Below are 15,646 nucleotides of genomic sequence, written 5' to 3'. Positions count from 1 at the left end.
ATAAAGTAAATTCAATTATCAAAAGTCACTGATACGACGCATCACCCTGATGACCTTTTATAATTAAACTCATGAAAAACATCGCTCTGCAACGTCACGCCCCAGCTCGCAACGCCAAAAGATGACCTGAAACACCAGCAGAGAAAAGCAGGCCCCGCTCACGCAGAGCCTGCATCGGATTATTTCGAACTCAATACCGGTTGCGCGCTTTGTTCAGTTTCATTATCCAGCTTAGGTGCGGTTTTGGCGTGGGTCAGGTAAAGAGGAAACGCAGGTAAACAGCAGACCACCAATAATATTACCCAGAATAGTCGGCACCAGGTTGAAGTTCAGCCAGGTCGCGATGCCAAAATCTGCGCCCAGTAACATACCGAGCGGGAACAGGAACATATTCACCACGGCGTGTTCAAATACCAGAGCGAAGAAGATAAAAATCGGCAGCCACATGGCGACAATTTTACCCGCAACTGAACGAGAGGTCATATTACCAATCACACCCAGACATACCATCAGGTTACATAAAATACCGCGCACAAAACAGGTGATCCAGCCATCAGCACCCAGGTTTTCAAACCCGACGGTACGAGCGGTGGCAACCGTGATAAATTTCTGACCGACCGCATTCGGCTCAACACTGAAATTCATGGTCAGCGAGAGTGCAATCAGGCCCGCAACAATCAGAGAACCAATCAGGTTACCCAAGCCGACCAGGCCCCAGCAGCGCAGTACACGTCCCCAGGTAACACCCGGGCGGTTGTCCAGTTTTGCTAAAGGCGCCAGACCAAACACGCCTGTAACCAGGTCATAGCCCATCAGGCTCAGAATACAAAAGCCGACCGGGAACACCAATGCCCCGACAATACCCAGACCGGTTTGAGTAATAGTGGTGATTGCAACAACGACCGCCAGAGACAAAATGATGCCGGCCATCATGCCGCGCAATATCAGATCCCGGGTGCCGGTTTTGATTTTTGCTTCGCCGACATCAACCATGGTTTGAACAATTTCTGCAGGTTTAAGTGCTGACATAGAGGTATCCCCATCGAAAAGTTAAATTGAAAAGTTGAAGATTGAACAGGTAAAGGGATCAGAGATACGAATCCTTTGCCTGTGCAATCTTGGCCACCCCCTTGTTGAGAAGGTGGCCAGGCAATATTACAGGGCGACTTCTATCATGCCGTCACAGACTCGCGTCTCATACGTTTTAACACTGAAACGTTCGTCTTCCAGACACAGACCTGTTGTGAGATTAAAGCGCTGTTTTTTCAAAGGACTGGCGACCCACAGTTCCCCCTGATGTTCACAGATAAGACCACGGGACAAAACGTTCGCTTTAGCAAAAGGATCCAGGTTAGCAATTGCCGCCACACTGCTTTCTTGTCCGGGACGAAACAGGGCAACCTGCTCGCCATTGACCAGCGCACACACTCCGGTTTCCCGGTACAATCTCGTTGATGTCGCAAATTTTTAGCCACTGACTCATGCTTCATTCTCCAAAGCTACATGTAAAATGTCACCACGCTGAGCAATTGCACTGTCGGCGTGTTTCTCCGTCCACGTCGCCGGACGATGCTGATCGCGCTGTGCGACAAACAGTACATTGTCATCACGTAACTCACTGTTAATGAAGTGAGAAAAACGTTTCAGCTGCTGAGGATTGTCAAGGGTTGCCTGCCACTCACACTGATATTCATCCACCAGACGAGCGACATCGGCTTCTAACTGCTCGTTGATTCCCAATTTATCCTCGACAATCACCTGACGCAGATAGTCGATACCACCTTCCATGTTTTCCAGCCATACGGAGGTACGTTGCAGTTTGTCTGCGGTGCGGATATAGAACATCATAAAACGGTCGATATAGCGCAGCAGCGTGGCCTGATCCAGGTCGCTGGCCAGCAAATCGGCGTGGCGCGGCTTCATCCCGCCGTTTCCGCACACATACATATTCCAACCGGCATCCGTCGCGATAATACCGAGATCTTTACCCTGTGCTTCCGCACATTCGCGGGTACAGCCAGACACGCCGAATTTCATTTTATGCGGCGTACGAATCCCCTTATAACGATTTTCAATCAGTACGCCGAGACCGACGCTGTCTTGGACACCGAAACGGCACCAGGTTGACCCCACACAGGTTTTTGCCATGCGCAGCGCTTTGGCATAGGCCTGACCGGTTTCAAATCCGGCCTCCAGCAGTTTGCGCCAGATAGCAGGTAAGTCATCTTTTTGCGCACCGAACAGACCAATCCGCTGGGCACCGGTCACTTTGGTGTACAAATTATATTCAGCAGCGACATTGGCCAGCACAACCAAAGCCTGAGGTGTCACCTCACCACCTGCCATACGCGGTATCACCGAATAGGTGCCGTCTTTTTGCATGTTGCCCAGGAAGTTGTCATTGGTATCCTGCAAAGCAACCAGAGACGGCGACAGCACGTGCTCACCCCAGCAAGAAGAAAGCATCGAACCAATGGCGGGTTTACAGGTTTCACACCCATATCCATGGCCGTGCTTTTCCAGTACCTCGGCAAAACTTTTCAGTCCTTCAATGCGAATCAGATGAAACAGCTCCTGACGTGAATACGCAAAATGCTCACAAATATCGCGTTTCACTTCGATACCCGACTTGGCAAGCTCAGCATTGAGCACTGAAGTCACCAGCGGGATACAGCCACCACAGCCGGTCCCCGCCCCGGTTTCAGCTTTGACTGCGGCCAGCGTATGGCAGCCTTGCGCTACCGCTTGGGCAATCTTGCCTTTAGTGACATCAAAACAGGAACAGATCACAGCACTGTCCGGCAGCGCATCAGCCCCCAGCGCCGGCTTTTCCGCTCCGGCATGAGCGGGTAAGATCAAGGTGTCCGGATGTTTGGGTAATTCAATATCATTAAGTTTAAGTTGCAGCAGATCGCCATAGTCTGCGGTATCACCAACCAGAACAGCACCGAGCAGTTTCTTACCATCTTCAGAAACGATAATGCGTTTATAAACTTCCTGCTCTTCATTCTGATAGACGTAACTTTTACAGCCCGGTGTACGCCCGTTAGCGTCACCAATCGAACCGACTTTCACACCCAGCAGTTTCAGCTTGGCGCTCATATCCGCGCCGCTGAAGCTGCTGTCATTGCCGGCCAGATGATCAACCGCCACGGTTGCCATCTTGTAGCCCGGAGCAACCAAGCCAAAGAAACTGCTGATTCCAGGAGGCACATTCGCCAATGGCATAAATGCTGGGATCGGATGTCTGGCAGTGATCATTAATCGCAATACCACCTCGCGGCGCAATATCGAGCCCCATTTGACGAGCCAACTTGTCCTGCGGACGAATACCGGCCGAGAATACGATGAAATCCACTTCAAGATGAGTGCCGTCTGCAAACATCATGGTATTACGCGCCGCTTCGCCACCCGCCACGATTTCCAGAGTGTTCTTGCTGGTGTGAACCTGCACGCCCATACGCTCGATTTTGTTGCGCAGTTGTAAGCCACCTTGCGAATCCAACTGCTCTGCCATCAATACCGGAGCAAACTCGACCACATGAGTTTGCATTCCCAAAGCTTTCAGTGCACCGGCCGCTTCCAGTCCCAGCAGCCCGCCGCCAATCACAACACCACTGCGGCTTTTCTTGGCGCAGGCTTCAATCGCTTTGAGATCTTCAATCGTGCGGTAAACAAAACAGTCTTTACCTTCATTGCCTTTGATAGGCGGAACAAAAGGATACGAGCCAGTCGCCAGAACCAGTTTGTCATAGTGAACCTCACGGCCCGAACTGGAATACACGATCTGCTGTTCACGGTTAATATTGACGGCACGCTCGCCAACATGCACTTGGATACCATGTTTCTCATAGAAGCCCGTACTGACCAAAGAGAGCTCTTCTGCGGTATGGTGAGAAAAATAAGAAGATAGGTGGACTCGGTCATAGGCAATGCGTGGCTCTTCACAGAACACGGTCACCTCTAACTGAGTGGCGTCCATTTTCTCCACAAGATCTTCAAGATAGCGATGGCCTACCATGCCATTACCTATGATGACCAGCTTCAATTTGCTCATACGGATTCCCAGATAATTGTCTTAATTCGTTAATCCGGATTGTTATTTATGAAAGAAAATGAATTAATGATGTAAATCAATTACAGAATTAAACTACTCCAAAGGGGTAGATAAGCATTTAACAACTGTTCAACAACTGATTTGTAAAGGTAACCGTATCCGGTGCGAGCCGATTTCTCTGCGCTTTTGCTTTCAGAGCTGGAAAATAACAACAACTCGCCGTTGTGCTTTACAAACCAGCCAGATTAATTGAACGCATCCAAGGTTGAATGCAAAAAAAGGTTCAATACAAAAAATTGGGTTGCCAGACGGCAACCCAATACTCCCTGAACCAGACTTGCTTATACTGCTTAAGGTTTCGTTTTGTTATCCAGTGGCACCATGATGTGCGCATAGGGTGTGTCCTTCCACATCACATAAGGACCGCCGTTATATGGGTCATCACTGATACCCTCTAATATCGCCTTAGGCCCTACGATCATAACATGGGGGCCTTCTTTAACCCACACACCACCATCATTCGGGTCGGTCGCCGCCGGGCTTTCGTTGCTGACCATGGCGTCGCCTTGCATCATGTAAGAGAAGCCGATTTTGTCAGTTTCAAACGGCTCACCTTTAGCCGCAGCCTTCAGCAAAGCGCTCCATACCGGATCATTACACATTGGATGAGTGTCGCCTTCCATCACCGGAATGCCCGGCATACAATGCCAATGGTTTCCTTCTCTAAGCACGCTGCCATCCGTATCGACAATCGTTGCCATTGAGCTTAAATCACTGTGTGCGGCGCTTTCTGCCCGCTGGATTTTTTCATCCATATCAGCCGACGCAGAGGCAGCAACCACAGCCAGAGCACATGCCGATAACCGAGTTAATCTCATCGGAGTTCCTCCTCACTCGCTTTACATCAATAAACTTAAGCACTATTGATAAATCTATTGATGGTAATTTGATGAGATTTTGATGAGATGCCGCTAAACCCAGTTCAACGGGCGGAAAACCATGGCTTATGAGCGTTTAGCGAGCCGGCAGCAAGAGCTCCGCTCGCTTCAGAATTGTCTGAATTCGATACAAAGTGACATCATATTTGTCCATGGCATGAAAGGCGTCGGTAAGACAACCTTATTGGCAGAGTTTGCTCGCCACTGCCCTGACTCCTGCCACGTTATTGATTGCCATAAAGAAACTGCAAAGCCATAACACAACCGAGACGTTAAAAACCAAGCTGGCGGCGTTACTCCGTCAAACCACGCTCCAATCTGTGCTGATCGTTGATCACATCGATTGTACGCCTGAACTCGAACCCTGGATTAGGCAAGCAGCTTATCAGGCAGCTTTACCGCCGGGTAAGCTAATCATCGCAGGCCGGGCACAACCAGGCTTGGACTGGATGACAGCCAAACCGTTCAACCACCATTTTCACAGCCTCACTCTGCAACCACTAGCAAGCCGGCATGCCCATCACTACATCACTTCACTTAATGTATCGCAACCCATTGCCGGACACATTCAGCAGTTAGCACAAGGCCATCCGGCGGTGCTCAATATTCTTTGCGCTAATGCCAGTGTGTTTAACCCTGATAACCCGGCGTACACCGATTGTTTTGCACTGATTCATCTGCTCATCAACTATTTTTTTCCTAACCAAGAGGATATCGCCATCCTGAAGAATCTGGAGCCATTCACCTTTGTATCGCACATGAGTGAGCCTGGTTTGGCATACATCAGCGAAAATAAGCTCGGCCCCTGCGATTATCATCAGTTAAGCCGGCACTGGGCTATTGAGCACCATCATGAGGGACTGTCTCTTTCACCGCTTATCACCCAACTGGTTAACTCTCATCTGCAGGCCAGAGATCCGCACCGCTACAGACGCCTGCAGTATCGATCCCGGCTTTGGATGAAACAAAATAGGTCATCCCCACTCACCTGGTTTATCCCGGCGCAGAGGCAACTGCAGTTGGCTGGTAACAAAGTCGATTTAACACCATTAGAAAATGGCGTTTCTTAACGTGTTAATGACTTATCAGGGCAATGTGGTCAGCAGAAAGGCTTTACTGGAGCAGGTGTGGGGAATCCATTACGAGGGCGCAAGTAATGTCGTCGATACCATTATCGTTTCGCTGCGGCGTAAACTGGCAGATCAGTCAAACATGATAGAAACCGTCAGAGGTGTCGGTTACCGCCTGAACATCGACTCTGAGCTTACTGAAAAATGAATCCCGTTATCACAGCTCCGGCTCCCTCCTTTACTCACACAGTTATCTATAACCAAACAACTTGGAGTTGCAGGTAGGCGGAAAATGAGTGAATCCCCATGAGCATAGAGACACTATGTGATTGGGGTGAACGAATGCAGCCAACACCGCTGCAGCTTCAAGTAGGAAGGGGATACTCACTCTGTTATTTAATCAGCAGGTCATTCATTGTCACTCACCGCAAAGGTGTAACATCTGTCACTTGCTAATGTTACAGGTGTTACACCTTTGAGAGTCTAAAAGCATTTATTCTAACTCTATGTACAATATGATTATTTCAAAAAATTCGCCTACATATTGTTTCCCGGTCTGTACACAATGTGTCACACCATTAGTTGTAACCTGGACACTTTGACCACTCTCCCTTTTAAGTATTTTCAATAAATTATGATCTGGATCAACATTTGCTCCGTACGAGTTAACAGGCTTATCGGCAGGACTGTATCAAAGCTTTTACCAACCGGTATTTGATTCAATTAGACGTTTTTATCACCTGTCATTAAGGCGTGTAATGAGAACGCGACGCGCTAAGGTCGCGAGAATCTAGGAGATAAGGTCATGAAAAGTATAAGTTTAAAAGCATTAGTTCTGGCAGTTGCACTGGTGATTTCTAGTTTCGGAGCCAGTATTGCTGTCGCTCAACCACATGAATCATCAACCGGACTGCTAAATAGCGTCGTGATAACCACATCAGATCAAGGCCGTGACGGTAACGAGCCCTGCTTGGATGAGCCTATCTGCCGCGGTTGGTAATCATATGTAGTATTCCATCACTTCTTTCAGGGCCGCCACGGCCCTGCTTTTTTTTTTATTCAAATAGGCCGCACTTTAGACAACGCCATTCACTGACCCACCTGTTTTTTGTGATTTGACAGCCAATTCCTTGAACTGAAAGACATTTGCGTCATTTGGAAGGCAGTAATGTCGCATTCAGACAATCACCCACTACGGGTTACTCAGTACGATAACCCCTTAAACCTTTCGGTACATCCGGGTAAGCAACAGCCACGAATGATGAGTTCCGGGCTACCGCTCAATAATTCACTCAGTTTGGCTATACAATGCAGTACAACGAAGACTAATGTTTCGTATACAACACTTTAGGCTAACCTCAAAGCCATCTAAATTGGATAAAAACCTGCATGAAATCACCAAATTTGACTTGCACAGCACAATGAGGCTACAATTTTCGCCATGAATTTTCATTTGTGTACTAATTATTTAATTAATTGCACGTAGGGTTTAGCTAAATGGACCGGCTTACCATACATTGAACACAAAACAATTTGAGTTAACCTTTATGGAAGATGCTTTAAAAAAATACAGTATAGAAACCACTGACTATCAGGTCGGTCAGGACAATGTTCAAAAATGGGGCTTTGATGTACATAACCCGGTTTTTGGCATCAGCGCTGGCCTCATTCTCGTTTTCCTGGCCACGCTATTACTTGTCGGACCGGAAACCGCTAAAGAGTCATTAAACGCTTTGAAAAATGGCATCATCGAACAGTTTGATTCGCTGTTTATGTGGGTCGCCAACTTTTTCGTTCTCTTTACCTTTATCATCATGATCTCTCCTTTAGGTAAGATCCGTATCGGCGGCAAAGAAGCAACGCCGGATCACTCCCGTGCATCCTGGTTTTCGATGTTATTTGCCGCAGGTATGGGTATCGGTTTGCTGTTCTGGAGCGTCGCTGAGCCAACCGCATATTATACCGACTGGTGGGGTACACCGTTTAATGTGGCCCCGAAACACCCCGGAAGCAAAATCTCTCGCGATGGGTGCGACCATGTTCCACTGGGGGATCCATGGCTGGGCGATGTACGCCATTGTTGCACTGGCGCTGGCCTTCTTCGCCTTTAACAAAGGCTTACCTCTGTCGCTGCGCAGCGTTTTTTATCCGGTACTTGGCGATCGCGCCTGGGGTTGGACAGGACACGCGATTGATATTATGGCTGTTCTGGCGACCCTGTTTGGTCTTGCGACCTCATTAGGCCTGGGGGCTCAGCAGGCCACCAGCGGAATGAACTACGTGTTTGGCACCGATGGCGGGATCGGTATGCAGTTGTCGGTCATCGTGTTCGTCACACTGATTGCGATTATTTCGGTGATTCGTGGTATCGATGGCGGCGTTAAAGTGCTGAGTAACGTCAACATGGTGTTCGCTTTTGCACTCTTGGTGTTCATCATCGCCGTCACGTTCAATCTGACTGTTGAATCCATTCCTTTCACGTTGAAAGCTTATGTCGAACATATTCTTCCACTGAGCTACCCGTATGGCCGTGATGATGAAGTATGGATGCACGGCTGGACCGTATTCTACTGGGCGTGGTGGATCTCATGGTCACCATTTGTCGGTATGTTCATCGCCCGCGTATCTCGTGGTCGTACCGTGCGTGAGTTCCTGTTTGCGGTGATTTTTGTCCCTACTCTACTGACACTGCTCTGGATGGCTATTTATGGTGGCATCGCGCTTGATCAGGTCGCCAATAAAGTGGGTGAGCTGGGAGCCAATGGTCTGATCGATATCTCGCTGACCTTGTTCCAGGTCTACGAGCAACTGCCCTATGGCACGGCAATCTCGATAATTTCTGTCGTATTGATCCTGATCTTCTTTATTACCTCATCAGATTCAGGCTCACTGGTCATCGACAGCATTACCGCCGGCGGTAAAATCGATGCCCCGGTACCACAACGTATTTTCTGGGCGAGCGTCGAAGGCGCAATCGCGGCGGTGATGCTTTGGGTTGGCGGCAAGGAAGCGCTGCAAGCATTGCAATCGGGTGTGGTTGCTACTGCTCTGCCGTTCAGCATCGTGCTGCTAGTGATGTGTGTAAGCTTGGTGAAGGGGCTGCGCTCTGAGTACCATGTCTACGATAACCAAGCCATCGCGGTTAAATCTTAACTCGCGATAGAAATGCAAAAAGGTAAACAGACAAAGGTCAGCTTATGCTGGCCTTTTTCATGCAAGCTCGTAGCGGTTTCTGAACGTCAGATACAAAAAAACCAGCTTTATGCTGGTCATATAGTTCTTCACAATAAAGAAGAGAATGGAGGCGCGTCCCGGAGTCGAACCGAGGTCCACGGATTTGCAATCCGCTGCATGGCCACTCTGCCAACGCGCCTCAATAGTAGATGGTGATAGGTTGATTGATGGTGCCCCGGGCCGGACTTGAACCGGCACAACTCGAAAGTCGAGGGATTTTAAATCCCTTGTGTCTACCAATTTCACCACCAGGGCAACTCAATCAAGCGATGGTCACACCATCTGTTCTGACGACCTGTGCCGTGAGAACGAGGTGTACTTTAACGGATTGAGTTTTCAGGTCAACAAGAAATTTGATATTTATCAACTGACTGAACAACAAACGTGCCAATGGGATTATTTAACGCACAATGTGGATAATGATTGGGCGCAAGGTTGTCAGCTAAGAAGTCCGGCACGTGGTTAGTCATGCACTATTCGGCATCACAGATCCAGCGTCCTTTGTGGTAGAAACCGGAAGCCTACCGGAGATTGGTGTCAAATTTGTGGACAGCAAGCGGACACAGAACCTTAATAAAAACCTTTAATTAGGATTGTCGTCCATTTGCCACACGTCACATCCAATACGGCCCGACTCAGGACATTGTTCACCCCACCTGTATGCTTGGAAAAAACAATATACATTAAGGTCATCTCGACAGATATTTAGTTGCTTAGTCGGTGTTGAATGTAAAAGTTACTCTCGAAAAAACATCGGTGGTTTCAGCAATTACAGTTCATTCACCGGTTTGAATTTGATCGCGACCATTTTCTTTTGCTTCATAGAGAAGCTTATCCGCTCTCTGTATCAGGCTATCAGAAGTATCTTCCATTCTTAAAGATGTTAAACCGATACTTACAGTTAACACAGCATCTTCTGCCGGTGCTGACAGTGAAAGTGCTTTTAACTTTTTCGTCAAACGTAGTAGTACCTTTTCTGCATCTTTGAGGTCAAGACCGGGAAAGACAGCGACAAATTCTTCCCCACCCCACCTGCCATAAATATCGGATTTCCTCGAAATTGTACGCGCCAGTTTTCCAAATGATGTTAAGGCTTCATCACCCGCAGAGTGGCCATACTTGTCATTTAGTAATTTGAAATGGTCAAAGTCAATAATCGCTACAGCAAGAGGAGCCTGCCGTTCAACACCATTTACTATCAGGTGTTTCAGCGCTTCCTCCATAAACCTCCGATTTTTTAAACCAGTTAGGCTATCCGTATTAGCTATTGATTCCATCTCTTTACTAGCATCTTTCAAAGCGTTGATGTCACGTTGCCTCGCTAATTCATGCCCTATCCAATCGGAGAATAGTTTAACCAATTCAAAATCTTGCCTTACAAAAGGTCTACAAGGACTATCACTCGAAAAATTAAGAGTTCCATATCGTTCACCATCCACGAAAATAGGACAGCCTATATAGGCTTCCAAACCAAAATTTTTAAAACACGGGTGAGTCGAAATTCGACTCTGAGATACGTGATTGAACCCTTGAACATCATTCGCTGCATAAACGTGCGAGCAGTAGGTCCCCTCCAAATTGAATGTCATTCCTTCATCCAGCAAGTCATCTGGATGAGTAGCCTGCCTTATCGTATATTCATCCCCCTGAATTTTACTAAATATACCGATAGGCAGTTTAAATAGATCATTCCCCAACTTCAGTATTTCATCAACTCGCTCTTTAAAACTCAGTTGTCGAGATGACGTAATTGTGTGCAATTTATTCAGCGCATCTTCAACAGCCAATCTAGCGGATTCATCACTAATCAATGCAATAAAACCAATGCTAGCGCCCTTTTTATTCTTTATGACTCCACCACTCGTTTTACCAAGGAATACTCGACCAGATTTGCTCTTGTAGTCGACGATGATGTCACCGGCATCCTGGGCGCCCGTTGAATAATATCGCGTCTTTCCCATGGAGTCGAAATCGCTAAGGTTCTGGTAGAGAATAGATGTCGAAGAACCTACTATCTCATCAGATTCATAACCAAACAGTTGTCGGGCTTTTTTATTCAATCCTAGCACCTCTCGTTCAAGGGATGCGACCACTGCAGCTTGTTCAACAAACTCTAATCCCCAAACCAAACCAGAAAGGTAATCTGCTGAATCAGAATAAAGTTTACAATCCATTTTGTAACTCCCAGATATGTTATCTACTTATAGTATACCTTCTGTAAAAAATGACTACTCTACACTGATTCCAATTTTCTATGTAAGAATCGAGTAAATTAGTCCATAAAATTAAAAACATAGTAACCCTTTACTCAGTTGATGACTTTGGACTGCTCGAGGGCCTTGTTGCGGAAATCGAATGAACTAAATCAGAATATTACGATCAGATCAGGGACATTCGTTCACTGACTTTGATTTCATGCCGAAGCCTCGCTACAAAACCACTAACTGGTGCAAGTATAATAACTCCTTGATCAACAGAGGTTCACTCACGTTTTGGATTGACGAAGAGGCCATAACTGAGTGGAAACAATCTAAACAGGATAAACGTGGTAGACCAAGATTGTTTAGTGATCTCGCTATCACGACTGCTCTCATGGTAAAGCGCATTTTTTCCTTACCATTAAGGGCGCTACAAGGCTTTATCGACTCTGTTTTTAGATTGGCTAACGTCCCATTGGTTTGTCCCCACTATACTTGCATCAGTCGCCGAGCTAAGGATGTTGAGATTAATTTCAAAGCCTCATCACGAGGCGCCATCCAACACCTAGCTATTGATGCTACTGGGCTCAAGGTATACGGTGAGGGTGAATGGAAAGTGAAAAAGCACGGAAACCGATGGTAAGCGTCGAGTCTGGCGTAAACTCCATCTTGCTGTTGATACTGACACTTTCAGGCGTGACAGACGCGGAAGTACTCCCAAATTTACTCAAACAAACACGCCGATCCATCAAGGAAATTTCGGGAGATGGCGCATACGATACTTGGAGTGCCACAGGGCGATTAGGGTTAAGAAAGCGATACCTCTAATCCCTCCACGTGAAGGAGCCGCCTTCTGGGAAAAGGGGCATCCACGTAATCTGGCGGTTGGTTGCCAAAAGCTCTATGGTTCGAACAAAAAGTGGAAACGAAAGTATGGCTACCACAGGCGTTCATTGTCGGAGACCGCTATGTATCGCGTAAAACAGCTACTAGGCGCTTCACTCACGTTTCGAAATTACAACGCACAGGTTGGGGAAACATACGCCATGATCAAAGCACTCAACAAGCTAACAGGGATAGGCATACCCGAAACCCAGTATATCGTTTAAATACAAACGATTTAGCTAGTGTTCGCTCTCAAGTTGAATTCCGCAACAAAGCCCACAATGTGGATAACAAGGCATCGCTTTCTTTGCCACGCCCGGATTCTGAATAAAAAACAGTGTCAGAAAATAGCCCCTCTTCACCACCAACCTTGAGGCGCAGATGACTCATTATCCTGGATCAATGATGATATCCACATGCGCACTGGGAACATGCTTTCCACCAAAAACCAAAAGTGTTCAACTGTAAACTTAACCGTCAGGGGCTTACAGTTAGTTTAGCTTTTTCTTAATCTTATGATTTAAAAGTCATATTCCAGTATTTTCAATAATAAATAATGACACATTTGTTAACAATGTGTTCACCTACCTGTTTATCTACACCATCATATTAATAATAATTATTAAAAATCAATGAGATAACTCTTGGTTCATTTCTTGCTCCCGAAGTGGTCAGTTGGCAACTCCCCTATAGACGTAAGTGATCAGTAATCACACCGGGCCGTTGCCTTGGGACAAAGGGCATAGGAGTTAGCTTGTCCAGTATCCACGCTGACATCAACGGTCAGACAGGATATCGAACATTCAAAGAGCCCTTTTATCAATTTTCAAATGAGAAAAGAAGGTAAATGATGGAACGCTTAATACATAGCCGACTTATCAGAATACTCAGTATTGGTTTGATGAGTACGGCAGCCCTGTATGGGTTAACGAAGTCTTCGCCAGCGAATGCAGGTGCTTATCCAAATTTGGACCAAGTAGCCTGTATGGCTGACGCATACCTGATGAAGCCTGGCAACTCTCTGCCTCAGGATGCGCTGAACTGTACTGCGAATGATGTGGAAATCACTCAGGTTACTCCAACGGATCCAAACGCAGAGTGTACTCCGGGACAAGTATTTTCATTCAATGCTGATGTCACGGTACGTACTAACGCAAATGAACGTTATGACACTACCTTTTACCTGCCGTTAACGGAAGACAGCCCACAGGTTGTTCAGGATGGCGGTGATAACTGTAGTATGATTTTGCCGATACCAGGCGATAGCGGCTATGATGCTGATGCAGACCTGGATGGGGATGTCTGTGGCGACATCACTAAAGCATTGGGTTCGGATACTTACGTTTTGGAAAACGAAACCATTACCATGCTCTGTGAGGATGCTGACGGTGATAATCGTGCAGACTTTACTTACTGTGCGGCGTGGGATAACCAAGAGCGAGATAACTGTACCATTCAAGAAGATCCGTATCCTGGTCAGATTCCAAACACCAAATCTAAATGTAACTGTGATACGTTTAACATCGACGTATTCATCAAACCTACACCACCAGTCATTGTGAAAACTGAAGGTAATCCAACGACTCGCCCAGAGCCAGGTGGTACATACACATTTAACCTCAGCTTCACTAACCCTAATAGTCAAACATCTCTGTATCTGAGCTCCGTTACTGATGAAATCGATATCAACGGTGATGGCAGCTACGATCAAACGCTGAATTTATGGGGTGCTACATCCTCACCTGGCAGTGACGGTGTCTATCTAACCGCGACGAACTGTACAGTGGGTTCACCTTTGCTAGAAATAGCGCCTAGTGGTACCTACAGCTGTCAATTTACAGTCCATATTGTGGATACCGATCTACCAGATGACCAGAGCCCGGAACTTTACAAAGACGTGGTCAAAGTCACTATGCAAGATAAGAACGGTGATCCGGTGACCAACGGAGAAACCTGTCCTGCAGGGGTTGGTACTTCTGCTGCTGGCGAACATTGTAGTGTGGAAAGAACAGTACAAGTCACCAATGTTCCACCGACCATTGAAGTCGAGAAAACCGCTAACACAGACGAAGTCCTGGAACCTGGAGCAAACGTAACCTATACAGTGAAAGTCACCAATACCTCTCAGGACTTTGACTCTCCAGTGAAACTGACTACTTTGACAGACACCATAGGAGCTGTTGTTACAGATCTCAACGGAATGGGGACTTGTGCCACCGGTGGCTACATTGATAACGGTGCAGCTAATGCTTATACCTGTACTTTCACGCAATATGTGGGAGGAAATCAGGGTGAATCTGTCACTAACGTCGTTAAAGCCGTTGCGGTTGACAATGAAAGTGATGAGGCAATGCACTCAGACTCATGGACAGTCTCTATTCGCGACGTCCCATCTGTGGTTGAATTAATCAAAGAGGCAAACCCAACCTCAGTGGATGAGACCGGCGACGATCCTACTGTCTATCGCGACGTAGAATATACCTTTACCTTCAGTGTCAAAACTGTAGACAGTATGGGTAATCCTACCGTTGATGACGTCACTTTCGACCAGTTAGTCGACGATAGATTCGGCGATCTGACCAGTCAATGTTCTGCACTTCCTGTCACACTCGCACCGGGTGAAACTGATAGCTGTACGATTACATTGCAACTGCAAGGTAATGCAGGTGATGAGCACGTCAACGTCGCGACTATTTACGGTACAGACGAAGACGGCTTGGACGTATCGGATGCTGACGATGCTACCGTGACTTTCTTGGATCTCCCTCTGCAGTTAACTCCGGAGTTTGCCATGAAAGCGACCGCGTTTGTTCGTATTATAAATGGTAATGTCGATAACATGACTATCGATACCATGAACTTTGCTGGTATGGCGATTACAGACGGTGCAACAGACAACGTAAACTTCGTTATTCTTGATGAAGCAAGTCTCAGCAGTTATGACACTGTCGTATCACCAGACTTCTGCACAACAGGTGCAGTTTCTGGCTCCCGGAGGTCTTTACGAATGTGCCTTTACCATAAAACTATTACCAGGATTTGATCCTGCTGATGGTAACATCAGCCTGCTTAATTCCGTGGATATAGAAGTCTCTGATGATGAAGGAAACGTAGAAGCCAGTACCATTGGTATTCAAATTCAGACTAACGAACCGGCGTTAGCGCCATAGGGGTAACGTTAAGTCAAAGCAATATCAAGCTTCTAAGACTGTTTACCTACGAGAAAGTAACAAAAAGGCGATGATACCTATCATCGCCTTTTCT

Annotated in this window: 5 protein-coding genes, 2 tRNA genes and 5 pseudogenes; 5 read left to right on the top strand and 7 right to left on the bottom strand. The window is 46.9% G+C overall.

The features are described 5' to 3' along the window. Positions 1-179: 179 nt before the first annotated feature. The 4 genes and pseudogenes from ABDK09_01350 to ABDK09_01335 form a co-directional block, all read right to left on the bottom strand. Positions 180-1,029 (bottom strand): annotated as a pseudogene (locus ABDK09_01350) (formate/nitrite transporter family protein). A gap of 126 nt (positions 1,030-1,155) precedes the next feature. After that, positions 1,156-1,483, bottom strand: a pseudogene (gene nirD / locus ABDK09_01345) (nitrite reductase small subunit NirD). Further along, positions 1,480-4,057: pseudogene (gene nirB, locus ABDK09_01340) on the bottom strand (nitrite reductase large subunit NirB). The pseudogenes nirD and nirB overlap by 4 nt, the downstream one beginning before the upstream one ends. A 350-nt stretch (positions 4,058-4,407) precedes the next feature. Then, complete coding sequence (locus ABDK09_01335; protein ID XAW88091.1) at positions 4,408-4,935, bottom strand: hypothetical protein; 528 nt, start codon at positions 4,933-4,935, stop codon at positions 4,408-4,410. A 254-nt stretch (positions 4,936-5,189) separates the two neighbouring features. Here ABDK09_01335 and ABDK09_01330 point away from each other — a divergent pair, with 254 nt between their 5' ends. The 3 genes and pseudogenes from ABDK09_01330 to ABDK09_01320 all read left to right on the top strand — a co-directional run bounded on the left by ABDK09_01330 (position 5,190) and on the right by ABDK09_01320 (position 9,218). Further along, positions 5,190-6,065, top strand: a complete 876-nt coding sequence (locus ABDK09_01330; protein ID XAW88090.1) for a hypothetical protein — start codon at positions 5,190-5,192, stop codon at positions 6,063-6,065. A 7-nt stretch (positions 6,066-6,072) separates the two neighbouring features. Then, a complete protein-coding gene (locus tag ABDK09_01325; protein XAW88500.1) occupies positions 6,073-6,273 on the top strand; it encodes a helix-turn-helix domain-containing protein in 201 nt (66 codons plus the stop codon). A gap of 1,339 nt (positions 6,274-7,612) precedes the next feature. Further along, positions 7,613-9,218, top strand: a pseudogene (locus ABDK09_01320) (BCCT family transporter). 146 nt (positions 9,219-9,364) lie between these two features. On the opposite strand, the gene ABDK09_01315 reads toward ABDK09_01320, so the two are convergent. The 3 genes from ABDK09_01315 to ABDK09_01305 all read right to left on the bottom strand — a co-directional run bounded on the left by ABDK09_01315 (position 9,365) and on the right by ABDK09_01305 (position 11,473). Next, positions 9,365-9,438, bottom strand: a tRNA-Cys gene (locus ABDK09_01315). 29 nt (positions 9,439-9,467) lie between these two features. Further along, positions 9,468-9,554: transfer RNA gene (locus ABDK09_01310), tRNA-Leu, on the bottom strand. A gap of 521 nt (positions 9,555-10,075) precedes the next feature. Further along, positions 10,076-11,473 carry a diguanylate cyclase gene (locus tag ABDK09_01305; GenBank protein ID XAW88089.1) on the bottom strand — a complete coding sequence of 466 codons (1,398 nt, stop codon included), beginning with the start codon at positions 11,471-11,473 and terminating at the stop codon, positions 10,076-10,078. A 241-nt stretch (positions 11,474-11,714) separates the two neighbouring features. Between ABDK09_01305 and ABDK09_01300 the strand changes: the two are divergent. Together ABDK09_01300 and ABDK09_01295 are read left to right on the top strand one after the other, a co-directional pair. Further along, positions 11,715-12,606: pseudogene (locus ABDK09_01300) on the top strand (IS5 family transposase). A 761-nt stretch (positions 12,607-13,367) separates the two neighbouring features. Continuing rightward, complete coding sequence (locus tag ABDK09_01295; GenBank protein ID XAW88088.1) at positions 13,368-15,425, top strand: hypothetical protein; 2,058 nt, start codon at positions 13,368-13,370, stop codon at positions 15,423-15,425. Positions 15,426-15,646: the final 221 nt, after the last annotated feature.

Origin of the sequence: Vibrio sp. CDRSL-10 TSBA (genome assembly GCA_039696685.1) — a bacterium.
Lineage (GTDB): Bacteria > Pseudomonadota > Gammaproteobacteria > Enterobacterales > Vibrionaceae > Vibrio.
The sequence above is the reverse complement of the archived record's forward strand: the minus strand, read 5'-3'. Positions and strand labels throughout refer to the sequence as shown.